The sequence below is a fragment of the Mesorhizobium sp. M0587 genome, assembly GCF_040320945.1.
Lineage (GTDB): Bacteria > Pseudomonadota > Alphaproteobacteria > Rhizobiales > Rhizobiaceae > Mesorhizobium.
In genome coordinates this window covers 61643-86000 of record NZ_JAMYQP010000019.1, presented here as the reverse complement: position 1 = coordinate 86000, position 24358 = coordinate 61643, and the positions used below count along the sequence as shown (strand labels likewise).

The 24358-nt window shown below is 63.4% G+C and carries 20 protein-coding genes; 13 read left to right on the top strand and 7 right to left on the bottom strand.

The window, feature by feature from the left end; translation table 11 throughout:
* Positions 1-17: 17 nt before the first annotated feature.
* Together NKI49_RS18540 and NKI49_RS18535 are read left to right on the top strand one after the other, a co-directional pair.
* Positions 18-662, top strand: coding sequence for a DUF6904 family protein (locus NKI49_RS18540; RefSeq protein ID WP_352603803.1), 645 nt, complete (start codon positions 18-20; stop codon positions 660-662).
* Between the two features lie 208 nt (positions 663-870).
* Complete coding sequence (locus NKI49_RS18535) at positions 871-1962, top strand: 3-deoxy-7-phosphoheptulonate synthase (RefSeq protein WP_352603801.1); 1092 nt, start codon at positions 871-873, stop codon at positions 1960-1962.
* Between the two features lie 7 nt (positions 1963-1969).
* On the opposite strand, the gene NKI49_RS18530 is transcribed toward NKI49_RS18535, so the two are convergent.
* Entirely contained in the window at positions 1970-3079 is a 1110-nt protein-coding gene (locus tag NKI49_RS18530; protein ID WP_352603799.1) for a Gfo/Idh/MocA family protein, read from the bottom strand.
* A 155-nt stretch (positions 3080-3234) separates the two neighbouring features.
* On the opposite strand from NKI49_RS18530, the gene NKI49_RS18525 reads away from it, so the two are divergent.
* The 9 genes from NKI49_RS18525 to phnN all read left to right on the top strand — a co-directional run bounded on the left by NKI49_RS18525 (position 3235) and on the right by phnN (position 13267).
* The gene (locus NKI49_RS18525; RefSeq protein WP_352603797.1) at positions 3235-4080 is read left to right on the top strand and encodes a MurR/RpiR family transcriptional regulator; all 846 of its coding nucleotides are present in this window, start codon (positions 3235-3237) and stop codon (positions 4078-4080) included.
* Between the two features lie 209 nt (positions 4081-4289).
* The gene (locus NKI49_RS18520) at positions 4290-6224 is read left to right on the top strand and encodes a bifunctional 5-dehydro-2-deoxygluconokinase/5-dehydro-2-deoxyphosphogluconate aldolase (RefSeq protein WP_352603795.1); all 1935 of its coding nucleotides are present in this window, start codon (positions 4290-4292) and stop codon (positions 6222-6224) included.
* 20 nt (positions 6225-6244) lie between these two features.
* Positions 6245-8095 carry a 3D-(3,5/4)-trihydroxycyclohexane-1,2-dione acylhydrolase (decyclizing) gene (iolD, locus tag NKI49_RS18515; RefSeq protein ID WP_352603793.1) on the top strand — a complete coding sequence of 617 codons (1851 nt, stop codon included), beginning with the start codon at positions 6245-6247 and terminating at the stop codon, positions 8093-8095.
* Positions 8096-8213: 118 nt separating this feature from the next.
* Positions 8214-9131 carry a myo-inosose-2 dehydratase gene (gene iolE / locus NKI49_RS18510; protein WP_352603791.1) on the top strand — a complete coding sequence of 306 codons (918 nt, stop codon included), beginning with the start codon at positions 8214-8216 and terminating at the stop codon, positions 9129-9131.
* Between the two features lie 70 nt (positions 9132-9201).
* A complete protein-coding gene (locus NKI49_RS18505; RefSeq protein ID WP_352603789.1) occupies positions 9202-9414 on the top strand; it encodes a DUF3329 domain-containing protein in 213 nt (70 codons plus the stop codon).
* A 367-nt stretch (positions 9415-9781) separates the two neighbouring features.
* On the top strand, positions 9782-10594 hold the full coding sequence (gene iolB, locus NKI49_RS18500) for a 5-deoxy-glucuronate isomerase (protein ID WP_352603787.1): 813 nt from the start codon (positions 9782-9784) through the stop codon (positions 10592-10594).
* 152 nt (positions 10595-10746) lie between these two features.
* The gene (locus NKI49_RS18495; RefSeq protein ID WP_352603785.1) at positions 10747-11454 is read left to right on the top strand and encodes a DUF1045 domain-containing protein; all 708 of its coding nucleotides are present in this window, start codon (positions 10747-10749) and stop codon (positions 11452-11454) included.
* Between the two features lie 35 nt (positions 11455-11489).
* Positions 11490-12641 carry an alpha-D-ribose 1-methylphosphonate 5-triphosphate diphosphatase gene (locus tag NKI49_RS18490; RefSeq protein WP_352603783.1) on the top strand — a complete coding sequence of 384 codons (1152 nt, stop codon included), beginning with the start codon at positions 11490-11492 and terminating at the stop codon, positions 12639-12641.
* On the top strand, positions 12638-13267 hold the full coding sequence (phnN, locus tag NKI49_RS18485) for a phosphonate metabolism protein/1,5-bisphosphokinase (PRPP-forming) PhnN (RefSeq protein ID WP_352603781.1): 630 nt from the start codon (positions 12638-12640) through the stop codon (positions 13265-13267). The genes NKI49_RS18490 and phnN overlap by 4 nt, the downstream gene beginning before the upstream one ends.
* 95 nt (positions 13268-13362) lie before the next feature.
* On the opposite strand, the gene NKI49_RS18480 is transcribed toward phnN, so the two are convergent.
* The 3 genes from NKI49_RS18480 to NKI49_RS18470 form a co-directional block, all read right to left on the bottom strand.
* Positions 13363-14358 (bottom strand): ABC transporter permease, encoded by a 996-nt coding sequence (locus NKI49_RS18480; RefSeq protein WP_352603779.1) that lies wholly within the window; start codon positions 14356-14358, stop codon positions 13363-13365.
* A 41-nt stretch (positions 14359-14399) separates the two neighbouring features.
* Positions 14400-15938, bottom strand: coding sequence for a sugar ABC transporter ATP-binding protein (locus NKI49_RS18475; protein ID WP_352603858.1), 1539 nt, complete (start codon positions 15936-15938; stop codon positions 14400-14402).
* 172 nt (positions 15939-16110) lie between these two features.
* Positions 16111-17073: a sugar-binding protein gene (locus tag NKI49_RS18470; protein ID WP_352603777.1), complete on the bottom strand. Its 963-nt coding sequence runs from the start codon at positions 17071-17073 to the stop codon at positions 16111-16113.
* 573 nt (positions 17074-17646) lie between these two features.
* Here NKI49_RS18470 and NKI49_RS18465 point away from each other — a divergent pair.
* The gene (locus NKI49_RS18465) at positions 17647-18741 is read left to right on the top strand and encodes a LacI family DNA-binding transcriptional regulator (RefSeq protein ID WP_352603775.1); all 1095 of its coding nucleotides are present in this window, start codon (positions 17647-17649) and stop codon (positions 18739-18741) included.
* Positions 18742-19119: 378 nt separating this feature from the next.
* Here NKI49_RS18465 and NKI49_RS18455 read toward each other — a convergent pair whose 3' ends face one another.
* Genes NKI49_RS18455 through NKI49_RS18445 form a run of 3 tightly spaced genes read right to left on the bottom strand, consistent with a single transcriptional unit; the run spans position 19120 to position 23417 of the window.
* Positions 19120-20337, bottom strand: coding sequence for an efflux RND transporter periplasmic adaptor subunit (locus NKI49_RS18455; RefSeq protein WP_352603773.1), 1218 nt, complete (start codon positions 20335-20337; stop codon positions 19120-19122).
* 3 nt (positions 20338-20340) lie between these two features.
* The gene (locus tag NKI49_RS18450; RefSeq protein ID WP_352603771.1) at positions 20341-22704 is read right to left on the bottom strand and encodes an ABC transporter permease; all 2364 of its coding nucleotides are present in this window, start codon (positions 22702-22704) and stop codon (positions 20341-20343) included.
* Positions 22705-22709: 5 nt separating this feature from the next.
* Complete coding sequence (locus NKI49_RS18445) at positions 22710-23417, bottom strand: ABC transporter ATP-binding protein (RefSeq protein WP_352603769.1); 708 nt, start codon at positions 23415-23417, stop codon at positions 22710-22712.
* Positions 23418-23683: 266 nt separating this feature from the next.
* Here NKI49_RS18445 and NKI49_RS18440 point away from each other — a divergent pair, with 266 nt between their 5' ends.
* Entirely contained in the window at positions 23684-24328 is a 645-nt protein-coding gene (locus NKI49_RS18440; RefSeq protein ID WP_352603767.1) for a CBS domain-containing protein, read from the top strand.
* Positions 24329-24358: the final 30 nt, after the last annotated feature.

Here is a 24358-nt window from a genome sequence, read left to right as displayed (position 1 = left end):
GAGACAGGAGGATGCGTTTGCTCTCATATCGCTTACTGAAAAATCACGCCGGCATTCTTCTGGTTGGCGACTATACATCTCTTCGATGGCTCCACACGGTTGTGCATGAGGTTAATGAGCGATCGCCGCTCATTAAGGACAGGGAAGGCCTGTTCCTAAATTTAGCCTACGATGTCCGGAAGGCCTACGAACGCCGACGCGAGATTCTACAGCCGCCCTCGGATCATGAGGAAATGGGCATCCGCTATGGTGTCCAGGCGCTGTGGCCCGTTATTCTTCTTCAGCAAAGGATGCTGAGGGCATCGCTGGCGTATCTCGAACACACCGCAAAAACCCAGGCCATTGCCTATGCTCTGGAAGCGATAATCGAGGAAGCTCTCAAGGAGGATTTCGCAGCGCTTGGCGCTGAAGCAGTCGCGCATTGGCAGCGGCTGGATCCAGCATACCGAAACGTTTTCGATAGTCTCTGGAGCCGTACCGCGATTTTCTGCTCATGGTCAAAATCCGAGCGAAGGCGGCGTTTTCTAGACCTACTATCCAGTTTCGACCCCATATACGAAACCCTCTACAGATACCGCCTTCAACGTGGTGAGAAGAATCTTCTGTCACCTGGAGACCTCCTGGAGTGGGATAACGTCGAATGGCCTGATCCGCGCTGGTAGGCCTAATCAAGCACGTGACAAACGCCTGCGCTTCGACTATATGAGCCGCATGATCAACCTGACCGCCACGTATTGGTACTTTAGGAGCTCGCTGGCGGCGGGAGGATTGCGCTCGATCTGAAGATTGCAGCAACGAAATCCGAACAGCCGCCAGACCTGGCGGCTTTTTTGTTTCAGCCGGCAGGTCTCCTAACAGGAGCAGAAAGCCGTGTTGACCACCACTGACGATCTTCGGGTCAAGGAAATCCGAGAACTGAGCACGCCGGACCAGGTGATGCGGGAGATTCCGCGCACGCTGACGGCGACGCGCACCGTTACCGCGTCGCGCAACGCGATCCACGCTATCTTGAACGGTACCGACGACCGGTTGGTCGTCGTCGTCGGCCCCTGTTCGATCCACGACCCGGTCGCGGCCGTTGACTATGCCAGCCGGCTAGCGGCGCTGCGCGAGGCCCTGTCCGACCGGCTGGAGATCGTCATGCGGGTCTATTTCGAGAAGCCGCGCACGACGGTCGGCTGGAAGGGCCTGATCAACGATCCCGACCTCGACGGCAGCTTCAACATCGACAAGGGGTTGCGGATGGCGCGCAACGTGCTGTCGGCCGTCAATAATCTCGGCCTGCCGGCGGCAACCGAGTTCCTCGACATGACCACGCCGCAATACATTGCCGACCTCGTCTCCTGGGGCGCGATCGGCGCGCGTACGACCGAGAGCCAGATCCACCGAGAATTGGCATCGGGCCTGTCCTGCCCGGTCGGCTTCAAGAACGGCACCGACGGCAATCTGCGGATCGCCGCCGAGGCGGTGAAATCGGCTGCTCAACCGCATCATTTCATGGCCGTGACCAAGGGCGGACGCAGCGGCATCGCGACGACTACCGGCAATGAGGACTGCCACGTCATCCTGCGCGGCGGCGTTCAGCCCAACTATGACGCGGCGAGCGTCGAAGCCGCCTCGGCGGAACTCGGCCGCATCGGCGTCGCGCCCAGGCTGATGATCGATGTCAGCCACGCCAACTCGAGCAAGAAGCCGGAGAACCAGCCCAAGGTGGCGGCCGATGTCGCGGGCCAAGTCGCGGCGGGGGACGAGCGCATCATCGGCATCATGATCGAGAGCAATCTCGTCGCCGGCCGGCAGGATGTCGTGCCGGGCAAGCCGCTGGTTTACGGCCAGAGCATCACCGACGGCTGCATCGACTGGGCGACCACCGAAACGGTGCTGCACGGCCTTGCCGGCGCCGTCGAATGGCGCCGGTCGGCACGCCGCGCCATGATCGAGAACCGGCAGGGAGCTGCTTGACGAGGCTCTACCTCACCTCCACCCAGCGCTTCTCCTCGAAGGAGCGCGCCATTGCGTGCACGGTGCGCTCGATCTCCAGGCCTTCGGCGAACTCGATGAGCCGCGCCGGCTTGCCGGCAAGCCGCTTCAACAGTTCATGGCATTCGATGATCTTGAGGTCGTTGAAGCCGAGGCTGTGGCCGGGCGCGGGTACGAAGAGGTCGTAGGGTTTGTGGTGCGGCGCGACCAGAACGGTGCGATAGCCCTGTTCGGTCGGCCGATCGGCGGTGAGGTAGAGCTGGAATTCGTTCATCCGCTCCTGGTCGAACAGGATGGACCCCTTCGAGCCAAATATCTGGATGGCGATGCGGCCCTTGCGGCCCCAGGCCGAGCGGTTGACCAGCAGCGTGCCGGCAATGCCGTTTTCGAGATGCATCAGCACGCTGGCAATATCGTAGGTCTCGACCGCACGGCGGCCGCCGGCGGCCAGCTTGCGGTCGGCATAGGGCTTGGCCATGTCGCAGATGACGCTGGCGACGCGGCCGAACAGGGCTGACACCAGCGACAGCGGGTGCACGGCGAAATCGTCGAGCGCGCCGTAGCCGGAACTCGCTTCGTGCTTCCAGAAGAACAGCGCCTCCGGATCGGCCATGAAGTCCTCGTCCATCTCGACGCGCAGATGGTTGACCTCGCCGATGATCTTCTCGTCGAGCAGCGCGCCGATGTGACGGATGGCCGGGCTCTGGATGTAATTGTAACCCAGTGCGGCGACCTTGCCCGACGTCTTCGCGGCGGCCGCCATGGCCTCGGCTTCGACAAAACTCGGTGCCATCGGCTTCTCGCACCACAGGTGCTTGCCCGCCTCGAGAATGGCGATGGCCATTTCCGGATGGAACTGGTTGGGCGTGGTCAGCGAGACGACATCCACCTCCGGATCATCGACGACGGCGCGCCAATCGCCGGACCCTCTGGCGAAGCCGAACTCGCCTGCCTTGCGCCTGGCGAGTTCCTCGTTGACCTCCCCGAGATGGACAAGCCGCGGCCTGGCGGCATCGGGAAAGACAGCGCCGACGGCACTCCAGGCGATGGCGTGACATTTGCCCATGAAACCCGTGCCGATAAGACCTACGCCGACCATGCTTGCGTTCCTCCACTGCCTCAAGCGCCTGATGGATGAATTAGTCCATTTTCTTCAGGAATGGAATGTCTGCCTCATTTTTAATGGCGTTCTTGCGCAGGCTCGCTATGATGAGGCAGAGAGGAAGCTTCACGGGTGAGCTTGGACGGGCGACTATGGACGAACGGATACCACGCGACTTCGAGACACTGCGCGCAACGATCCTGGATCGGCGCGAAAGCCTGCCGAAACGCATCGCCCAGATCGCCGCCTATGCGCTCGACAACCCCGACGACATCGCCTTCGGCACCGCCGCCAGCATAGCCGCCTCGGCCGGCGTGCAGCCTTCGACCTTGATCCGCTTTGCCCAGCAGCTCGGCTTCGACGGGTTCACCAGCCTGCAGCAGGTGTTCCGCGAACGGCTGCGCGAGCGCAACTCGTCCTATGACGAGCGGTTGCAGGCGCTGCGCGCCAAGGCTGAGGGCGGCGCCGGCCATCGCGCGATCTTCGACGGCTTCGTCGCCGCCGCCAGCACCTCGCTCAACGACATTTCGCGCACGCTGGACGAGGCGCATCTGGAGGATGCAATCTCATTGCTGGCAAAGGCCGAGACCATTTATGTGCTGGCCAAGCGGCGTTCCTATCCGGTAGCGAGTTACATCGCCTATGCGCTGGGCAAGCTGAAGATACGCAACACGCTGATCGAATCGGCCGCCGGCCTGAACGCCGAGATGGTCGGCTTCGCCACGCCGGCGGATGCCGTCATCGCCATCAGCTTCTCGCCCTACGCTCCGGCCACCATCGAGGAAGCGCGCACCATTTCGGAACAGGGCGTGCCGATCATTGCCATCACCGACAGCTCATTTTCGCCGCTCGCCCAGTTCGCCAAGGTCTGGTTCGAGGTCACTGAGGCGGATTTCGCCGGCTTCCGCTCACTGTCGGCCACGATGGCGTTGGCCATGGCGCTGACCGTCGGCGTTGGCGAGAAGCGGCGCAGTGCTGGCCGCAAGCGCAAGGCCTGATCACGGCTTTCGCTGTTCTTTGACCAAGATCGTTTCCGAAAAACGGCAGCCGCTTCCGAACCATGCAAGGCGATTTCGGGCGAAGGAACGCTCATTCCATATTGACTATGGTTTGGAATTATTATTTCATATTGCTGGCACCACGCTGCCGCTCGCGCGTGTTACCCAAATAACGTTGTTCATGACAACAAGGCCGATGGGAGGTTCCAATGAGCGAAGCCGTGGACGCGAAACAGGCGCCGCTCGACGTCATCACCATTGGCCGTGCTTCCGTCGACCTTTATGGCCAGCAGATCGGCTCGCGGCTCGAGGACATCACCTCGTTCGCCAAGTCGGTCGGCGGCTGCCCGGCCAATATTTCCGTCGGTACAGCCAGGCTCGGCCTGCGTTCGGCATTGCTCACCCGCGTCGGCGACGAGCAGATGGGCCGCTTCATCCGCGAACAGCTAAAGCGTGAAGGCGTCAATGTCGACGGGCTGAAGACCGACAAGGAGCGGCTGACGGCGCTGGTTCTGCTTTCGGTCGAGGATGAAGGCGTCTCGCCGATGATCTTCTACCGCAGCGATTGCGCCGACATGGCGCTGGCGCCGGAAGACATCGATGAAGCCTTCATCACGTCGGCCCGCGCCATCGTCGTCACCGGCACACATTTTTCCCGGCCCAACAGCGATGCCGCCCAGCGCAAGGCGATCCGCATCATGAAGGCCAAGGGCGGCAAGGTGGTGTTCGATATCGACTACCGGCCCAACCTCTGGGGCCTCGCCGGCCATGCCGAAGGTTTTGAGCGCTATGTCAAATCGGACAGGGTCTCGGCCCAGCTGAAGACCGTGCTGCCCGATTGCGACCTGATCGTCGGCACCGAGGAAGAGATCATGATCGCGTCGGGCGCCGATGACTGCCTGAGCGCCTTGAAAACGATCCGCTCGCTGTCCTCGGCCACCATTGTCTTGAAGCGCGGCGCCATGGGCTGCATCGTCTATGACGGACCGATCAGCGACGATCTCGAGGACGGCGTCGTCGGCAAGGGGTTCCCGATCGAAATCTACAATGTGCTGGGCGCCGGAGACGCCTTCATGTCCGGCTTCCTGCGCGGCTGGCTCGGCGGCGAAAGCTTCGCGACGGCGGCGACCTGGGCCAACGCCTGCGGCGCCTTCGCCGTGTCGCGGCTGCTCTGCGCGCCGGAATATCCGACTTTCGAGGAGCTGCAGTTCTTTTTGAAGAACGGCAGCAAGCATCTGGCGCTGCGCAAGGACGAGGCGATCAACCACATCCACTGGGCGACGACGCGCCGGCGCGACATCCCCTCGCTGATGGCGCTCGCCTGCGACCACCGCATCCAGTTGGAGGATGTGGCGGCGAAGGCCGGTGCCGATACGGCGCGTATCGAAGAATTCAAGGTGCTGGCCGTCAAGGCAGCGGCGAAGGTTGCCGCCGGCCGCGACGGCTATGGCATGCTGATCGATGAGAAGTACGGTCGCAAGGCGATGTTCGAATTCGCCCGCCACCCCTTCGCCTGGCTCGGGCGGCCGGTGGAGTTGCCGGGCTCGCGGCCGCTGCGTTTCGAGTTCTCGCAGGACATCGGCTCGCAGCTGGCGGAATGGCCGGTCGACCACTGCATCAAATGCCTGTGCTTCTATCATCCCGACGATCCGGCGGCGCTCAAGCAAGAGCAGCAGCAGAAGCTGCGCGCGCTGTTCGAGGCCGCGCGGAAAGTGGGCCGGGAACTTCTCATCGAGATCATCGCCGGCAAGCATGGCAGGCTCGACGACACGACCATCCCGCGGGCGCTGGAGGAGCTTTATGCGCTCGGCATCAAGCCCGACTGGTGGAAGCTCGAGCCACAGGCATCGAGCGGCGCCTGGGCCAAGATCGAAGCGGTGATCCTGAAGCACGATCCTTGGTGCCGAGGCGTGGTGCTGCTCGGTCTCGAAGCGCCGCAGGACGAGTTGGAGGCAGCCTTCGCGGCCACGGCCAAGGCGCCGATCGTCAAGGGTTTTGCCGTCGGCCGCACTATCTTCGTGTACGCGGCCGAACAGTGGCTGGCCGGCAGGATGTCGGACGAGGAAGCGATCGCCGACATGGCCTCGCGCTTCGAACTACTGACTGAAGCGTGGCTTGCCGCGCGCGGCCGCAAGGCGGCATAAGGACTGCGGAGGACAATACCATGAGCAAGACAATCCGCCTGACGATGGCGCAGGCGCTGACCCGCTTTCTCAGCAGGCAGATGACCGAGATCGACGGCAAGAAGATCCCGGTCTTCGGTGGCGTCTGGGCGATTTTCGGCCACGGCAATGTCGCCGGCATAGGCGAAGCGCTCTATCAGGTGCGCGAGGAATTGCCGACCTTCCGCGCCCACAACGAACAGGCGATGGCACATGCGGCGATCGCCTATGCCAAGGCCAATTTTCGCCGCCGCTTCATGGCGGCGACCTCCTCGATCGGTCCCGGCGCGCTCAACATGGTGACGGCGGCGGCACTTGCCCATGTAAACAGGTTGCCTGTCCTGTTTCTCCCCGGCGATGTCTTTGCCAACCGGATTCCCGATCCGGTTCTCCAGCAGGCCGAGGATTTTTCCGACGGCACGGCGACGGTGAACGACTGCTTCCGTCCGGTATCGCGCTATTTCGACCGCATCACGCGGCCGGAGCAGATCATCCCAGCGCTCAACCGCGCCATGGCCGTGCTGACCGATCCGGCCGAATGCGGCCCGGTGACGCTGTCGCTGTGCCAGGACGTCCAGGCCGAGGCCTATGACTATCCCGAGAGCTTCTTCGCCGAACGGGTCTGGCACCAGCGCCGGCCACGCCCGGACCGCCATGAGCTTGCAGCGGCGGTCGCGGCGCTCAAGGGCGCGAAGAAGCCCTTGATCATTGCCGGCGGCGGCGTGCTCTATTCGCAGGCTTCGGACGAGCTGGCGAAATTCGTGGAAAGCGCCGGCATTCCGGTCTGCGAAACCCAAGGCGGCAAATCCTCGCTGCCGGATGGCCATGCGCTCAACATGGCGGCGGTCGGCGTCACCGGCACGTCCGCCGCCAACCGGCTGGCCGAGGAAGCCGATGTCGTGCTGGCCGTCGGCACGCGGTTGCAGGATTTCACCACCGGCTCCTGGGCGCTGTTCAAGAATTCCGGCAAGACCATCATCGGACTGAATGTGCAACCCTTCGACGCCGGCAAGCACCGGGCGTTGCCGCTGGTTGCCGATGCGGCCGAGGGCCTCGCCGAACTCGGAGCGGCGCTGAAGGGCTGGACGGCGCCGCTCGCCTGGACCGACAATGCGGCGGCCGGCAAGAAGCTCTGGCAGGCGGATGCGGCCAAGGTGACGGCGTCGACCAATGCCGCCTATCCGTCCGACGCGCAGGTGATCGGCGCCGTGCAGCGCGCCATGGGCTCAGGCGTAACGCTGCTGCATGCCGCCGGCGGCCTGCCCGGTGAACTGCACAAGCTTTGGCAAGCCGGCGCGCCCGGCTCCTACCACGCCGAATACGGCTTCTCGACCATGGGCTACGAGATTGCCGGCGGGCTCGGCGCCAAGATGGCGAAGCCGAACGAGGAGGTCGTCGTCATGATCGGCGACGGCTCCTACCTGATGCTGAATTCCGAGATCGCCACCTCGGTGATGCTTGGTTTGAAGCTGACCATCGTGCTGCTCGACAACCGCGGCTATGGCTGCATCAACCGGTTGCAGATGGCGACCGGCGGCGCCAACTTCAACAATCTGCTGAAGGATGCCCGCCACGAGGTCCTGCCCGATATCGACTTTGCCGCGCATGCGGCGAGCCTGGGGGCGATCGCCGAGAAGGTGTCGTCGATCGCCGGGCTGGAAAACGCGCTGGCAAAGGCAAAGACAAACGATCGCACCATCGTGCTGGTCATCGACACCGATCCGCTGGTCTCCACCGACGCCGGCGGCCATTGGTGGGATGTAGCGGTGCCGGAAGTCTCGGCAAGGCCTCAGGTCAATGCGGCACGCAAGGCCTATGACGAAAAGCGGCAGATGCAGACCATCGGCGATTGAATGTCGGCGCCGAAGCTCCTCCCTTCTCCCCGTCTCTATACGGGGAGAAGGTGCCGGCAGGCGGATGAGGGGCGGCGCCGACGAATGAAAATAAAGTGTTCCAAACCGGAGTGACGACTTGAAAGCCAAACTGGGCATGTCCCCCATCGCATGGTGGAACGACGATCTTGCGGAGCTCAGCGACGACGTGTCGTTGGAGGAATGTTTGCGCCAGTCGCGTTCGGCCGGTTTCACCGGCATGGAAATGGGCCGGCGTTTTCCAAATGATCCCGATGTCATGCTGCCGATCCTGAAGGCAGCCGACGTGACGCTGTGCGGCGGCTGGTTCTCGGGCACGCTCGTCGACGAGGAGATGGGCAAGAACAAGGACCGCATCCAGCCGATGATCGACCTGTTCAAGGCGGTCAACGCGCCCTGCATCGTTTATGGCGAGGTCGGCCGCTCCATCCAGGGTGACCGCTCCAAGCCGCTCGCCACCAAGCCGAAGCTTTCGGACGACGAGATGAAGGCCTATGCGACGCGCCTCACCGAATTCGGCGAATGGTGCGCCGAACAGGGAATGCCGCTTTCCTACCACCATCACATGGCGGCCGTGGTCGAGACCGAACCGGAACTCGATCAATTCATGCGCTATTCCGGCGCCGGCATTCCGTTGCTGCTCGATGCCGGACATCTGGCCTTTGCCGGTGGCGACGTGCTGCGCGCCATCGACAAGCATCATGAGCGCATCAGCCATGTGCATGTGAAGGATGTGCGCATGGACGTGATCGACAGGCTCGACCGGACGAAGCAGTCCTTCCTCGACGCGGTGGCGCTTGGCGCCTTCACCGTGCCGGGCGATGGCTCGCTGGATTTCGGCGCCATCGTGCAGCGGTTCGCCGATCATGGCTATGAAGGTTGGTTCGTGGTCGAAGCCGAGCAGGACCCGAAGAAGAACCCGCCACTCAAGATGGCGCAGGTCGGCCACAAGGAATTGATGCGGGTGATGACGGCGGCCGGCTACACGGTGGAGACGCAAGGGTTTCCCAATGCCTGACGTGTGGGCCTGACGTGTGGACCTGCTCGTGGTGGTTCTCGCTGAGCCAGGCTTGCTGTAGGTTGGCCCGATGAAAGATTCCGAGCACCCCTTCTTCCGCCCGCTGTGGCGACGTGTCGCCGTCGTCGCGGTCTGCGTCATCTGGTCCGCCATCGAGTTCGCCACCGGCACGCCGTTCTGGGGCGTCATCGCGCTCGGCTTCGCCGGCTATGGCCTCTGGCAGTTTTTTTATCTCTACAAGCCGGCCGAGGATGCCAAGACCACGACCGAGCCGAAGGAATAACCGTCCATGGCCCAGAAGGCTTACGGGTCGGGCACTGCGCGCATGACTGATAGCGTGCGTTGGAAATTAGCCGAAACGCCTCTCGCGTCGTCATCCTGGGGCGGAGCAAGGAGCGAAGCGACGCGGCGCAGACCCCAGGATCCATGCCGCGACGTAAAAACAGCGGCTGCGGTGCAGAATTTCGCTCCGCTGCTCACTTCGATTGGGGCTACGGCATGGATCCTAGGGTCTTCGCGACGGAGCTTCGCTCCTGCTTCGCCCTAGGATGACGAAGTTTGGGAGGACCCGGCCAAATCTTCAAGGCCTGCGATAGTCCATCGAAACAGTAGGTGCCAATCCCGTGTCATGGAATTTAGGAGAGCTGCCAATGTCGAAACTGCTGCTCAAGGCCGACAAGGGTCATGGCCGCGTCGCCCATGTGACGCCGAAAAGCGCCGGCTGGACCTATGTCGGTTTCGATTTGCACCGGCTGAGGCCTGGGGAAACTGCTTCGGGCCAGACAGGGGATCGCGAGATCTGCCTGGTGTTCGTCACCGGCAAGGGCACGGTCAAGGCCGGCGGCAAGGATCTCGGCCTGCTCGGGCAGCGCATGTCGCCCTTCGAGGGCAAGCCCTGGTCGGTCTATGTGCCCGTGGGATCGGAGTGGTCCGTGAGCGCCGATACGGAGTTGGAACTCGCGGTCTGCTCGGCGCCGGGCCTTGGCGGCGGGCTGCCGGTGCGGGTGATCGGACCGGATGATCTCGGCCAGGAGGTGCGTGGCAAGGGCACCAACACGCGCTACGTCACCAACATCTTGCCGGAAGGCAAGCCGGCCGATTCCTTGCTGGTGGTCGAGGTCATCACGCCCGGCGGCCACACGTCGAGTTATCCCCCGCACAAGCACGACCAGGACAATCTGCCTGCTGAATCCTACCTCGAGGAGACCTATTATCACCGCCTCAACCCGCCGCAGGGCTTTGCCTTCCAGCGCGTCTACACCGACGCCGACAAGAATGGCCATCGCGCGCTGGACGAAGCGATGGCGATCGAGGATGGCGACGTCGTGCTGGTGCCCAAGGGCTATCACCCCTGCGCCGCCTGCCACGGCTATGACCTCTACTATCTCAATGTCATGGCCGGGCCGAAGCGGACATGGAAATTCCACAACGCGCCCGAGCACGAATGGCTGATGAAGGCCTGACCGTTGCGCGTTTAAGGATGAACCCGTTGGTCCAGATCGGGAAAAATCGTCGGCTAAGGACCCGCGGGGTCGATTTGCCTTCGAAAACCCTTCAAAGCTTCGTCAATCCGTCATGGAAATCACCTATGGCAACGGGCTGACGAGGATCTTCGATGCGCTACGCCATCTATTTCACCCCCCGGCAGGACGAGAAGCTGGCGCGGACCGCCGCGAATTGGCTGGGCCGCGATCCGTTCGGCGCGGCGACAAGGCCGGTTGAGGCGGTGGGCGACCTGTCGGCGGCGGAAGTGGCGTTCCACACGGCTTCGGCTCGCCGCTACGGCTTTCACGCAACGTTGAAAGCGCCCTTCCAGCTGGCTGCCAACGAGACGGAGACCTCGTTGCGCACGGCACTCGATGCTTTTGCCGAGACAACTTCGACAGTGACGATCCCCCGCCTCGTGGTCAGCCAGATCGACGGTTTCTTCGCACTGGTGCCGGAGGGACCGCTGCCTCCGCTCAACCGCTTCGCCGACGAGGTGGTGCGCGATTTCGACCGGTTTCGCGCGCCGCTGAGCGAAGCCGAGATCGAGCGGCGCAGCCCGGATTCACTGAAGCCGGCCGAGTTCCGCAATCTGTGCCAATGGGGCTATCCCTATGTCATGGACACCTTTCGCTTCCACATGACGCTGTCAGGCCGGGCGGGGCCACAGGAAAGCCCTCGTCTTCGCCTAGCAATCGACAGCGTGTTCGCCGAGGTGCTGCAACAGCCGGTGCTGGTGGATGCGCTGACGCTGTTCGTCGAAACCGAACCGGGCGCGCCGTTCATGGTGCTTTCCCATCACGCACTCGGGCGCCGGCCCGCCAGAAAAACCGCCTGACTGGTGTCTACGCCAATAACCAAGGACTGCCTGAAATGACCGCCGAGACCGTTCTCCACAATGCCCGCATCGTGCTTGCCGACGAGATCGTCGAGGGGTCGCTGGTGCTGCGCGACGGCTTTATTGCCGGCATCGATGCCGGCCCAAGCGCCGGCATTGGCCGGACCGGCGAGGACATGGGCGGCGACTATATCATTCCGGGACTGGTCGAACTCCACACCGATCATCTCGAGGGCCACTACGCGCCGCGGCCGAAGGTGCGCTGGAACCCGATCGCCGCCGTGCTTGCCCATGACGCGCAGGTGGCGACCGCCGGCATCACCACCGTGCTCGATGCGCTGCGCGTCGGCATGGACGAGGACGCCGACATGACGTCGGCCGACATGCGCAAGCTGGCCGACGCGATCGAGGACAGTGTCCGGCAGGATCGATTGCGCGCCGACCATTTCATCCATCTTCGCTGCGAGGTTTCGGCGCCGGATTGCCTCGCCGCCTTCGCGCATTTCGACGGCGACGAGCGAGTGAAGCTGGCATCGCTGATGGATCATGCGCCGGGCCAGCGCCAGTTCGTCGATCTTGAGACCTATGCCTATTACTACCAACGCAAGCTGAAGCTGACCGACCGCGACTTCAAGCTGTTCTGCGACAAGCGGATGGAGGAATCGGCGCGCAATTCGGCACCGAACCGGGCGGTGATCGCCGCCGCGTGCCAGGAACGCGGCATCGTGCTGGCCAGCCATGACGACGCCACCACTGGCCATGTCGACGAAGCGATCGAGCAAGGCGTGCGCGTCGCCGAGTTCCCGACCACAGAGGAAGCCGCCAGGGCCTCGAAAGCAGCCGGGCTCGGCGTGCTGATGGGCGCGCCCAACGTCATGCGCGGCGCCTCGCATTCGGGCAATGTCTCGGCCCGCACGCTGGCCGGCGACGGCCTGCTCGACATATTGTCGTCCGACTACATCCCCTTCAGCCTGATCCAGTCCGCTTTCTTCCTCGGCGACGTCGTCGAAGGCATTTCCTTGCCGCAGGCGGTCGCGATGGTGTCGAAAAACCCGGCCGAGGCGGTTGGCCTGACCGACCGCGGCGTCATCGAGCCGGGCCGGCGCGCCGATCTGGTGCGCGTGCGCGTCGACGACCATGTTCCGGTGGTGCGCACCGTCTGGCGGCAGGGGCTTCGGGTCGCATGATGGCGTCGGCCTCGATCGAGCGTGAACTGTCCGCCGAGACGTTTCCGATCCGCAACGGCGTCTTCGTCGCCGTTGTCGGCCCAAGCGGTGCCGGCAAGGACACGGTGATCGGCTACGCCCGCGCCCGCTTCAATGAAGAGACAAGGCTGGAGTTCGTCCGCCGCGTCATCACGCGTCCGAGCGATGCCGCCAGCGAGGATCACGACACGCTGGCCGACGCCGCCTTCGTCGACGCCGAGGCCGACGGCGCCTTCGCCATCGCCTGGGAGGCGCATGGCTTGCGCTACGGCATTCCGGCCGATGTCGACTGGTCGGTCGGCAATGGCCGTGTCGCGGTGGCGAACGTGTCGCGCGCGATCATCCCCATCTTGCGCGAACGCTATGCCAATCTGGCCGTCGTCGAGATCACCGCCTCGCCGCAGGTATTGGCCGAACGGCTGGCGATGCGCGGCCGCGAGTCGCGCGGCGAAGTGCTGGCGCGCCTGGCACGCAACGCCAGTGTCACCCTGTCCGGCCCCGGCGTCACCTCGATCGACAATAGCGGCCCGCGCGAGGCGGCCGGCGAGCGCTTCGCCGAGGTGTTGCGCAAGGCGATGGCCTTTTCCGACATGTCGGGCTTGATCTAGGTCGGCACCTCGCCCTTTCGTGTGCGGTGGGCAAGGAAAGCCCCCACCCCGGACCTGCGGTCCGACCCTCCCCACAAGGGGGAGGGTAAGAGCAGCTATTCCGCGGCGGCGCCGGCGACGTTCTTGCGGGCGGCATCGACCATGCGCCGCCTGGCCCGGAACACGCCCCATTGCTGGTCGATCAGCACGCCGATGAGGATGACGCCGCCCATCACCGCGAAGTTGAGGGAGGAGGGAATGCCGAGCAGATTGACAAGGTTCTGCAATTCCTGCAGCAGCACGGTGCCGAGGATGACGCCGATCAGCGAGCCTTCGCCGCCGCGCAGCGAGAAGCCGCCGAGCACGGCCGCGGCGATGGCGTAGAGTTCGTAGAACTGGCCGTGGCTGGCCGGCGAGATCGAGCGCGTGTACATGGCGAAATAGATCGCCGACAGCGCCGTCAGCACGCCGCAGATGACATAGGCTGCCATGACGACGCGACCGGTGCGGATGCCCGAATATTTCGCCGCCTCCTCGTTCTTGCCGATGGCGTAGAGATAGCGGCCGAACACCGAGCGGTGCAGCACCACCCACATGACGATGGCGATGACGATCAGTGCGAAAAAGCTGTTCGGCACGCCCCAGGAGCGGCCGGCGGTGAGGAATTCGAGGTCGGGAAAATTCTGGCCGAAGCCGAAGCCGGCGGTGCCGTCGGCGGTGTAGAAGCGGGCGACGCCGCGATAGATCAAGAGGCCGCACAGCGTCACGACGAAGGGCTGCAGCTTCAGCCTTGTGATCAGCCAGCCATGCACCAGGCCGATGATGGCGCCGAGCAGCAGGATCAGCACGAAGGCCAGCGGCCAGTCCATCTCGCGCACGGCGATGAAGTCGATGAACAGCGTTCCGAGCAGCGCCACCACCGAGCCGACCGAAAGTTCGATGCCGCCGGTGATGATGACGAAGGCCTGCCCGATCGACAGGATGCCGAACAGGCCGATCAGGTTCGAGGTGTTGGCGAGATTGATCGGCAGCAGGAAGCGCGGATTGATGATCGCCACGACGGCCCCGACCACCAGGATCAGGATCAGCAGGCCGAGGTCTTTCTTGCTCATCATCGTCTCCCCAATGTCTGCCTGAGCGGCAAAACAAAACGCTATTTCGGCTGCTTGCCCACTGCCAGCAGCAGCACGTTTTCCTGGCTGAACTGGTCCTTGTCGAGGATGCCCGAGATCTGGCCCTCATGCATGACGGCGATGCGGTCGGACACGCCGATCACCTCTTCCATGTCGCTGGAGATCATCAGCACGGCGACGCCGGCATCGGCCAGCGCCCGCATCAGCCCGTAAATCTCCGCCTTGGCGCCGATGTCGATGCCGCGCGTCGGCTCGTCGAGGATCATCACCCTTGGGTTCATGGCCAGCCATTTGCCGAGCACGACCTTCTGCTGGTTGCCGCCCGACAATGTGCCCGTGCGCGTCTGCACGGAAGGCGCCTTGATGCCGAGATTGCTCTTCTGCTTCTCGGCGGTCGTGGTTTCGGCACTGGCCGACACCAGCCGATGGCGCGAATGCGCCGGCAAATTGGGCAGCGAAATATTCTGGGCGATCGACAGGTCGAGCAGGATGCCGGTCAGCTTGCGGTCTTCCGGAACGAGAAAAATGCCGTGCGCCACGGCATCGGCCGCCGAGCCGAGGACAAGCGGCTTGCCGTCGAGTTCGAGCGTGCCGCCAAGGCTGCCGTCGATGCCGAAGAACACCCGTGCCAGTTCGGTGCGGCCGGAGCCGACGAGCCCGGCAAGGCCGAGGATTTCGCCGCGCCTGACGTCGAGGTCGACCGGACGGCTGGGATAGGCGGGGGTGCGGGTGGCCTTGGCCGATAGAGCGACGGCACCGGGGGCACGCGCGGCCTCGGAAGCCTTCTCGCGCTCCTTCAGCATGCGGCCGATCATCAGCTTGACCATCTGGTCGTGGTTGATGTCGCGCTTCTGCAAGGTGCCGGCAAGCATGCCGTCGCGCAGGACGATGACGCGGTCGGCGACGCGCTCGACCTCGTGCAGGCGATGCGAGATGAAGATGACGCTGATGCCGTCCGCCTTCAGCGCCTTGATGACGTCGAGCAGCTTCTCGGTTTCGGCGAGCGGCAGGCTCGACGTCGGCTCGTCGAGGATGACCAGCCGCGCCTTGATCGACAGCGCCTTGGCGATCTCGACCATTTGTTGCTGCGCCAGCGACAGGTCGGCGACCTGCGTGTCGGGGGAAAAATTGGCGCCGACGCGCTTCAGCAGCGGCGCCACCATGGCGCGCAGCCTGGCGCGGTCGACAAGCCTGAGCGGCCCGGCGCGCAGCGGCTCGCGGCCGAAGAAGATGTTGGCGGCGACGTCGAGATTCTCGAAAAGGTTGAGTTCCTGGTGGACGAAGGCGATGCCCGAACCAAGGCTGGCTTCGACGCTCAGCCCGCCATGGGCGGTACCGTCGACGATGATCGTGCCGGTGTCGGGCGTGGTGACGCCGCCGAGGATCTTCATCAAGGTCGATTTGCCGGCGCCGTTTTCGCCGACCAGGCCGATGACCTCGCCCGGCCTGACCTCCATGGAGAAGCCGTCGAGCGCGACGACGCCCGGATAGGTCTTGCGCACGTTCTCGAGGCCGAGGAACGGGGTGGTCGCGGCGATGGATGTGTCGGAATAATTCATCATGCCTGACAGCAATTGGCGGGCCGGCCTTTAGGCAGATTGACGGGCCCTGAGGGGCCCGTCAACAACAAGCGAGGCAATATCAGCGTCGCGCTGCCCCTCATCCGCCTGCCGGCACCTTCCCCCGTGAAGAACGGGGAGAAGGCAAGGTGAGGGGCAGCACCAACGCCAATCAGTTTCCAGCCATCGCCTTCAGATTGGCGGCGTAGGCGTCGACGTCGTCCTTGCCGATGATCTTGGTCGGGATGATGATCAGATTGCCGTCCGGGATGCCCGACTTGTCGCCCTTGAGATAGGAGGCCATCAGCTTCATGCCCTGATAGGCCCATTCGAAGGGCTGCTGCACGACGGTGGCGGCAATGGTGCCTTCCTTGACGCCGCCCAGCGTGATCGGATCGTCGTCGAAGCCGACGACGGTGATCGAGCCGAGCTTGCCGGCGTCGCGCAGCGCTTCATAGATGCGCGGCGTGTTGTAGGAGTAGAAGCCGACCATGCAGGTGACGTCGGGGCTGGCGACCAGCGCGTCCTCGACATTCTTCTTGGCGCGCGCCTGGTCGATATCGTCGCCGCGCACGTCGACGAGTTCGATCTTGGTGCCGGCCAGGCCGTCCTTCATGCCCTGGATGCGCTCCTTGGCATTGTCGGCGCCGAGCAGGCCGACGAAGCCGAGGCACTTGCCGCCGTCCGGCATCGCCTTCTTGGCGATCTCGGCGGCCTGCTTGCCGGCATCGACGTTGGACGAGCCGATATAGGCGACGCGCTTGGTCTGCGGGGCGTCGCTGTCGGTGGTGAACAGCGCCGTTTGCGAGGCGATCTTGTTCAGTCCGTCGGTCGAGGTCTTGGGATCGACGGCCGAGACCATGATGCCCTTGACGCCGGCGGTCACCAGATCGTCCATCAGCCGCTGCTGGATGGCGACCGAGGACTGCTCGGGATATTTCAGCTCAAGCGTGTAGTCGGGCAGCTCGCCCTGCGCCTTCTTGACGCCGGCTTCGGCGGCCTTCCAGAAATCGGAAGCGCCGTTGACGACGAAGGCCAGCGTCGGCTTGTCGTCGGCGCGCGCGATTGCCGTCGCCGTCAGGCCGACTGCCAGCGCGGCGGCGGCCATGGATGCATTGCGTATCATGGATTTCATGTTCAACCTCCCGTTTTGGCCAGTCGTTCGACTGGCCGGTCTTGCTCACCTCGATTTGCCGTCTGCGGCTTGGACGCCCTCCTCCTCAAGGCTTTCCCGGCAACGAAAGAATGGCGTCGTCCCAGCCACGATCGTGGACTTTAGAGACTCATTCCTCATTCGTAAATAGTCCGATTTGTCTGACATATCACATGTCCGAGACCAGGCTTGCGGGGCAATATCCGCTTGCCGTCGGGCCGTTTACGCGCGCTTTCTCGCCACCCCAGACCCAAAGGGCCGGACGCGACGGATTGACGGTACAGCGCATCCTTGTATTAGTAAACAGTATTAGTTGGCGGCCTTGCGAGGGCATCCGGCCTCTCTCGCCGCGCGTCGGCCAAGCGGCACCGCCGTCCCGCACGGAGTCCAAGCCCGGCAGTCCCCTGTATTTCGCGCGGGACTCAGGATTGCATGGCCCATCGGCGACGAAGCTGCTAATAGCTATAAACGCCGCGGCGGTTTTCTATAAATCGGCGACGTCACGCGGCTTGTCGGCCGCCGGCAAGCAGGCCCGAGACCGGGGACACGAACGCGATGAGCGAGACGATGGACGATACGGCAAGGCGGCGCAAGGCGGCGGCGAAAAGCGCCAGGGGTCGCGTCACGATGACCGACATCGCCCGCGCCGCCGGCTGCTCGCAGGCGACCGTTTCGTTCGTGCTCAACAATTCGCCCGGCATCCGTCTGTCCCAGCAGACCCGCGAACGCGTGATCGAGGCGGCGCGGGCGCTGGGCTACAGCGCGCCCGCCTTCCCGGCGCTGCGCGAGCCGGTTGCCGCCTTCGAGGGGCCCGACGGGGTGATCGGCTTCGTCGTGGACCAACTGGCCACCAGTCCCGAGGCCGTCGTCGCCATCGAGGGCGCGCGCCAGGCCTCTTGGAATGCCGGCAATGTGCTTCTGGTGGCGCAGACCATGGGCGACGCCGTGATGGAGCCGCGCGCCATTTCGGCGCTGACCAGGCGGGGCATTTCGGCGCTGATCTACATGACCATCTTCACCCGCGAGATCACGGCGCCCGACTATCTTTACGGCCTCGACATCCCGGTGATCCTGCTCAACTGCTACACGGCGGATTATGCCTTTCCTTCCGTGGTGCCGAGCGAGATCGCCGGCGGCCAGAGTTCCACCCGCCATCTGATCAGCCGCGGTCACCGCCGCATCGCAACCATATCAGGCGAGCCGTGGATGCAGGCCGCGCAGGACCGGCTGAAGGGCTATCGCCGCGCGCTCGCAACCGCCGACATCCCGTTCGATCCGGAGTTGGTGGTCGAGGGCGACTGGTCGGCCAGCGCCGGCTACGCCGCGACCGTGAAGCTGCTGGCGCTCAAGGACCGCCCGACCGCCATCTTCTGCCAGAACGACCGCACCGCGATCGGCTGCTACGAAGCGCTGAAGGAAGCCGGCCTGCACATTCCGCAAGACATTTCCGTGGTCGGCTACGACGACGAGGAGATCGCCCGCCATCTTTTCCCGCCGCTGACCACCTCGATCCTGCCGCACATGGCGATGGGCCAATGGGCGATCGAACAGCTCGAAGCGCCGGCGGGACGGGGGCGGTATCCGATCACCAAGCTGGAGTGCCCGCTGGTGGAAAGGGAGAGTGTCGCGACGATCAAGGGGGCAGTGTAAGGGCCGTCGTGGTTGGCGAAATCGCCCTGACCGGCTGCCGACGCAGCGAGGTCATCGGTCTGCGTCGCGGCGAAGTCGATGTCGAGGGTAGTTTCCTACGTTTGGCCGACAGCAAGGAGGGGGCATCCGATCGGACTGCCGGTTCTGGAATACCTCGAGGGTCGCCGCGAACTTTAAGGCGCGCGCGCGAGATCGAAGGCTCGCTTAGGAGCCTGTCGTGACGACCCGCACGAAGTACCTTGATAAGCCTGTTGCCCTCGAAGCCGCGGTCGGCTGCCATCTCGTGCGACAGGCCGATCACTTCGAATGATGGCGCGCCCACTTGCGAAAATCCGTCTGAACATGAAGCCTAAGAGCTACTCCAGGTTGCCATTCAGCCTATTGAACACTGCGCTCCGCTACGGTCACACCATCCGTTACTCTGTCACTCGGGTGCAGCACCACACGATCGCCCGCACCAAGGCCTGACAGAACCTCCGCCGTCCGATTGTTTCGCTCACCGACCTTTAGGATGGTTGCGCGTGCGCGGCCATCCTCGAGCGCGAATACCGCCCAGTCGTTCCCTTTTCGGAACAGTGCGCCCACCGGCACGGTCAGGACGTCATCGGCTTTCCAGATCGTGATCTGCACGATCACCCGATAATCGTGTCCCAGAGCCGACCATTTCGCGGGAGGGTCGGTGAAGTCGATGGTCGTGCGGACGCGTTGTTCCTCGATGCCAAGTGCGGAAACCTTGGTGAAACCGGCGGGATCGACGCGGGAGACGCGGCCCTGGATTGGCGGGCCACCCCAATTGTCAATCCAAACGGGCGCGTCTTGTTTGATCCGGACAGCGTCGGTCGACAACAGGTCCGCGACGATTTCGAGATCGAGCGGATCGCCGACTTCGATCAGCGGTGCGCCGGCCTGGACCACTCCTTCGCTCTCCTGGATGATCTTCAGGACGCTGCCCGTCACGGGAGCGCGCAACTGTATGCAGCAGGCGGGATCTGGCTCCGGCGCGGCGCCCGACTGTTCACCGAGTCGGGCTGCAACGCTGCCACGCTCGTTTCGGCGGACCTCCAGCTGAGCCTTCGCACTGGCCAGGGCCGCATCATTGGTTTCGACGTCGAACTTGGCTCCGTCGAGGGTTTTGAGAGAGATCGCCTCGGTGCGGGCAAGCGCTTCGGCCCGCCCGAGCTCCGTTCGCGAAAATACAAGCGCGGCCTCGATACGGCGTATTTCGGCTGCCGCAAGGTTTACCGTCGCATCGGCCGCAGCCAACGCCGCCCGCAGCTCCTCATGCGTGCGTGCATCGTGAAAGCTCGGCAACGTCGGTTGCATCACCGCCATGACGGTTTCGTCCTTGGTGACGTGGTCTCCGATGTGGCGGGGTGGAGAGATCCGCAGGACTTTGCCGGCAATCGGGGCTGACACCGTATAGACGTGACGCACCTGCGTTTTCGCCTCGTCATCGATCGTGACCTCCATTGGACCTTTCGTCAGCGTTGCCAGATCCACTGCAATCGGTTGCGGCCATGCGAACCAGACAGCGCCGGCAGCCAACGCCAGCAAGGCCGCAATTCCCACCGTTCGTTTCATCCAGATCGCGCGCATGGTTCAATCCCGTGTCTTGAGAACGGTGACAAGGTCCAGCTCGTTGAGCCTTCGGCGAACGACGAGCGCGGAAAGCACGGCCGCGGCGATCACGATCGTGCTGGCGAAGACGTAGGTGGACTGCTCAACGATCAGGCGCACCCGCATCAGTTCGCCGGCCAGGTTCTTCTGCATGATCGCAGCAAGACCATAGCCAATGAGCCATCCAGGCGGCTGCGCGATCAATGTGAGCAGGGCGAGTTCCAACAGGAGGATGCGCAACACTTCACTCCGGGTGAAGCCAAGGACGCGCAAGCTGGCCAACTCCCGCGCCCGTTCGGAAAGCGAGATCCGGGCGCTGTTGTAGACGACACCGAACGCGATGACGGCAGCCAGCCCGGTGTAGATGCTGGCCATTGTCGCGATCAGCAAGGCAACCAATTTGCGGAAATTCGCAAGCGACACACGCTGCAGTGCCAGACCACCGACAATGGGGATGTCCTTGATAGCAGCATAGAACGCGTCCCGGCTGCGCTGGTCGAGGCTGACATTGATGCTGTTCACCGAGGGCGCTTCGCGCATCAGGCGTGAGAGCGTCTCTGAATCCATCATTCCGCGGATGCCGAAATAATCTTCGACCAGGGCTGTCACAGGAACGACAACGGTCCGCCGCGTTCCTTCGAGGAGGTCGACTTCGACGGAATCGCCGACCCTCACGCCAAGAATCTTGGCAAGCATACTCGAAATCGCCAGGCCCGCTTCCGGCAGGACGACCGGACGCAGGTCGACATCGATAATCCGGTTCAGATCGGCGTCGCGCGGCCTGCCGCTGATCATGATCCGGCGCTCGACGTTTCCGTTCCTTATGCGAACGGGCACCTCACGGTAAGGCTCGGCGGCGAGAACGCCCGGAAGCCGCGCGATCTGCAGGACGACGTTCAGCGGGCGTTTTTCCACAAAGCTCACGGTGGCGTCCTGTCGGTCGGCCAGGAAATACGTCACGTCGATGAGTTGCTCCATCGCATCGCCTGTAAAAAGGGAAACGATCAGGATGGCTGTCGCCAGTGCAATTCCAAGCGTCGTGAATAAAGATCTGAGCGGATGGCGAGTGATGTTGCGCAACATCATTGTGGTCGGCTGCGAGATGACCCTGTCGAGCGTGAAGCTCGCAGGCAGCAGTCGCCGATAGCGCGGAGGCGCTGGCGCCTGCATCGCGACGGCAGGCGCCAATCGCACGACTTCCCGAAGTGCACGGACCGCCCCGATGATTGCTGCGATGAGGCTGAGCGCGGCGGCAATGACGTAGAGGTCCGGGCTCTTGGTGAAGACGAGGAACGGAAAATGGAAGAAGTCTCCGAAAAGACCGGTGATGCGCATGCCCAGCCAGGTGCCCGCTGCACTGCCGATCAAAATGCCGATCATCACGATGGCGATGACGAACTTGAGGTAGTGCGTGACGATGCTGGCGTTGTTGTAGCCCAGCGCCTTCATGAGCCCGATCTGCTCGCGCTCCAGAGCAACGAGCCGACTGAGCGTGAGATTGACCAGAAATGCCGACACCAGAAGGAAAATCGGTGGCAGCGTCCGGCTCATATTGTTGAGCATGTCGAGTTCGTGGTTAAGCCAGGCATGCGAGGTCTGGTCCTTTCGGCCATAGGCCGCTCGCCCACCGTATCGCTCAAGCATCGCATCGAGACGCATCATGACCTCGCTCTCGGACGTGCCACGCAGCAGCTTCAACGAAACGGACGAAAACGCATCGTCGAGGTCATAGACGCTGGCCAGCGCCTTTTCCGACATCCAGATAAGGCCGAAGCGGCGGTCGTCCGGCATGATATCGCCGGGTCCGACCGCATAGATGAACTCGGGAGACAGCACGATCCCGACAATCGTCAGTTCGCGCTTTCGGCCGTTCAATATTGCCGAGAAGCGGGCCCCAGGCTGAAAGCCGTGTGACAAGGCAAAGCCTTCGTTCACGACGACCTCTTCGGCTCGTCCAGGCTCTGGCATGCGACCAACGCGCATGTAGAGCCGGTTAAGCGAAGCGTCATCGCTCCGCGGCAGGGAAATCACTTCGCCCGTCGCCGGCTCCAGATAGCCCGGTATGTCGATAAGCACGAGCTTCGCTATTCGCGCGTCGACCGCAGCAACGCCAGGAATCTCTGCAATCTGGTTGACGAGGGTCCTTGGCGCGCGGCTCACCGTGGCAAAGACGTCAGCAAACCGGTAGCGCTCGTAGTATGCGGTGCGCGTTTCGTCGAGGGAACGGTAGGAACCGACCGCGAGAATGAGCGTCGCCACGCCTCCGCCGATGACGAGCGCAATCGCCAGCGCTTGCGCCCAGAGCCGGCCGAAGTCGCGAAGAAGCTTGATGTCGAGCGCGCGCATCCGGATCACCAGACAAGCTCGGCGGCAGTCCGGCGCACCTGGTTCTTGGCAATTCTGGAGATTTGGCCGTCGGCGAAAAACAGCACGCGGTCGGCGACATCCTGGATGCTGGCGTTGTGGGTGATGATCAGTGTCGTGGTGCCAAGCTGCGCATTGATGCCGAGCAATGCCTCGATCACCCGAATGCCCGTCTTGGAATCGAGAGCGCCGGTTGGCTCGTCGCAGAGCAGCACATCCGGACGTTTGGCAATCGCGCGGGCAATGGCCACGCGCTGCTGCTCACCACCGGAGAGCTGAGCCGGGAAATGATGCATCCTCGCTTCGAGTCCGACTAGCGCCAGGGCCTCGTCCGGGCGCATCGGATGGTCGGAAATTTCCGTGACAAGAGCGACATTCTCGTAAGCCGTCAGGCTGGGGATCAGATTGTAGAACTGGAAAACGAACCCGATGTGCTGGCGTCGGTAGGCGGTCAGCCCCCGATCGTCCAGATCGGTCAGTTCCTGATCCCCGAAGAACAGCTGGCCGCTCGTCGCATGGTCAAGCCCGCCCATGATATTGAGCAGGGTCGACTTTCCGCTGCCCGAAGGACCAAGCAGGACGACCATCTCTCCGGCGAAAATCTGAAGGTCCAGCTCACGCAATGCAAAGACTTGCGTCTCACCTGACGCGTAGGTCTTGGTCAGCGCTCTTGCAGTGAAGACGTTGTCAGCCATGGCCGCTGGGGTGGGATGTTCGAGGCACTTTTCGTGTCGAATGCCACAGTCGCCCGTCGAGGGGAGCGCGACATTGATGCAAATCAAAACGGGAATCCCAAGGCCGTAATGCGTGCCTGAACGTCCATCGACAAGAGGACCATTCAAGTCGACCGGATCGGAATCGGTATTTGATTTGCCTCAAATGAAATCGTGGGCAGCCACGCTAAGATATCGTCAATCGGTGCTCCGGCGCCCGTTCACGTGAACTGACTGGGGATGAGGCAGTGAGAGCAAAGGATGTAATGACTGCAAAGGTCGTTACCGTGTCGCCCGACCATAGCGTAAGGCACGCCGCCCAGATCATGCTGGACTATCGCATCAGCGGCCTGCCGGTCGTCAACGACGACAGCCGCCTGGTCGGGATTGTGAGCGAAGGCGATTTCCTGCGCAGGTCGGAACTCGGTGCCGGAGCGATCTCGCCGAATGACGCGCGTAGCTATGTGAAGGGACACAGCTGGAAAGTTGCGGACCTGATGAGTCCAGATGTCGTCGCGGCCGACGAGGAAACTCCGATAGAGCGAATTGCCGCGCTGATGCGGGAGCACGGCATCAAGCGCATTCCGATCATGAGGGGGCAGCGCCTGGCAGGCGTCGTCAGCCGTGCCGACCTTTTGCGCGTCGTAATTGCGGCGAAATTCGACGACGCCACGGCGGCAGGTGACGATGCGATCCGGCGCAGCATTCTTACACGGTTGCGAGAGGACGCACGCGTCGAAGGAGACGCGTTAACGCTCACGGTCAGCGATGGTCTGGTCCATTTTTCGGGAGCGGTCTCGTCGCAGAGTGAACGGGATGCCCTCCGCGTGGTTGCCGAGGGCGTCAGGGGCGTCAAAGGTGTGTTCGACCATCTGCATCTGGCGCGTCCGTGAGCAACGCTCCGTGGGCAAATACCTTGGTGC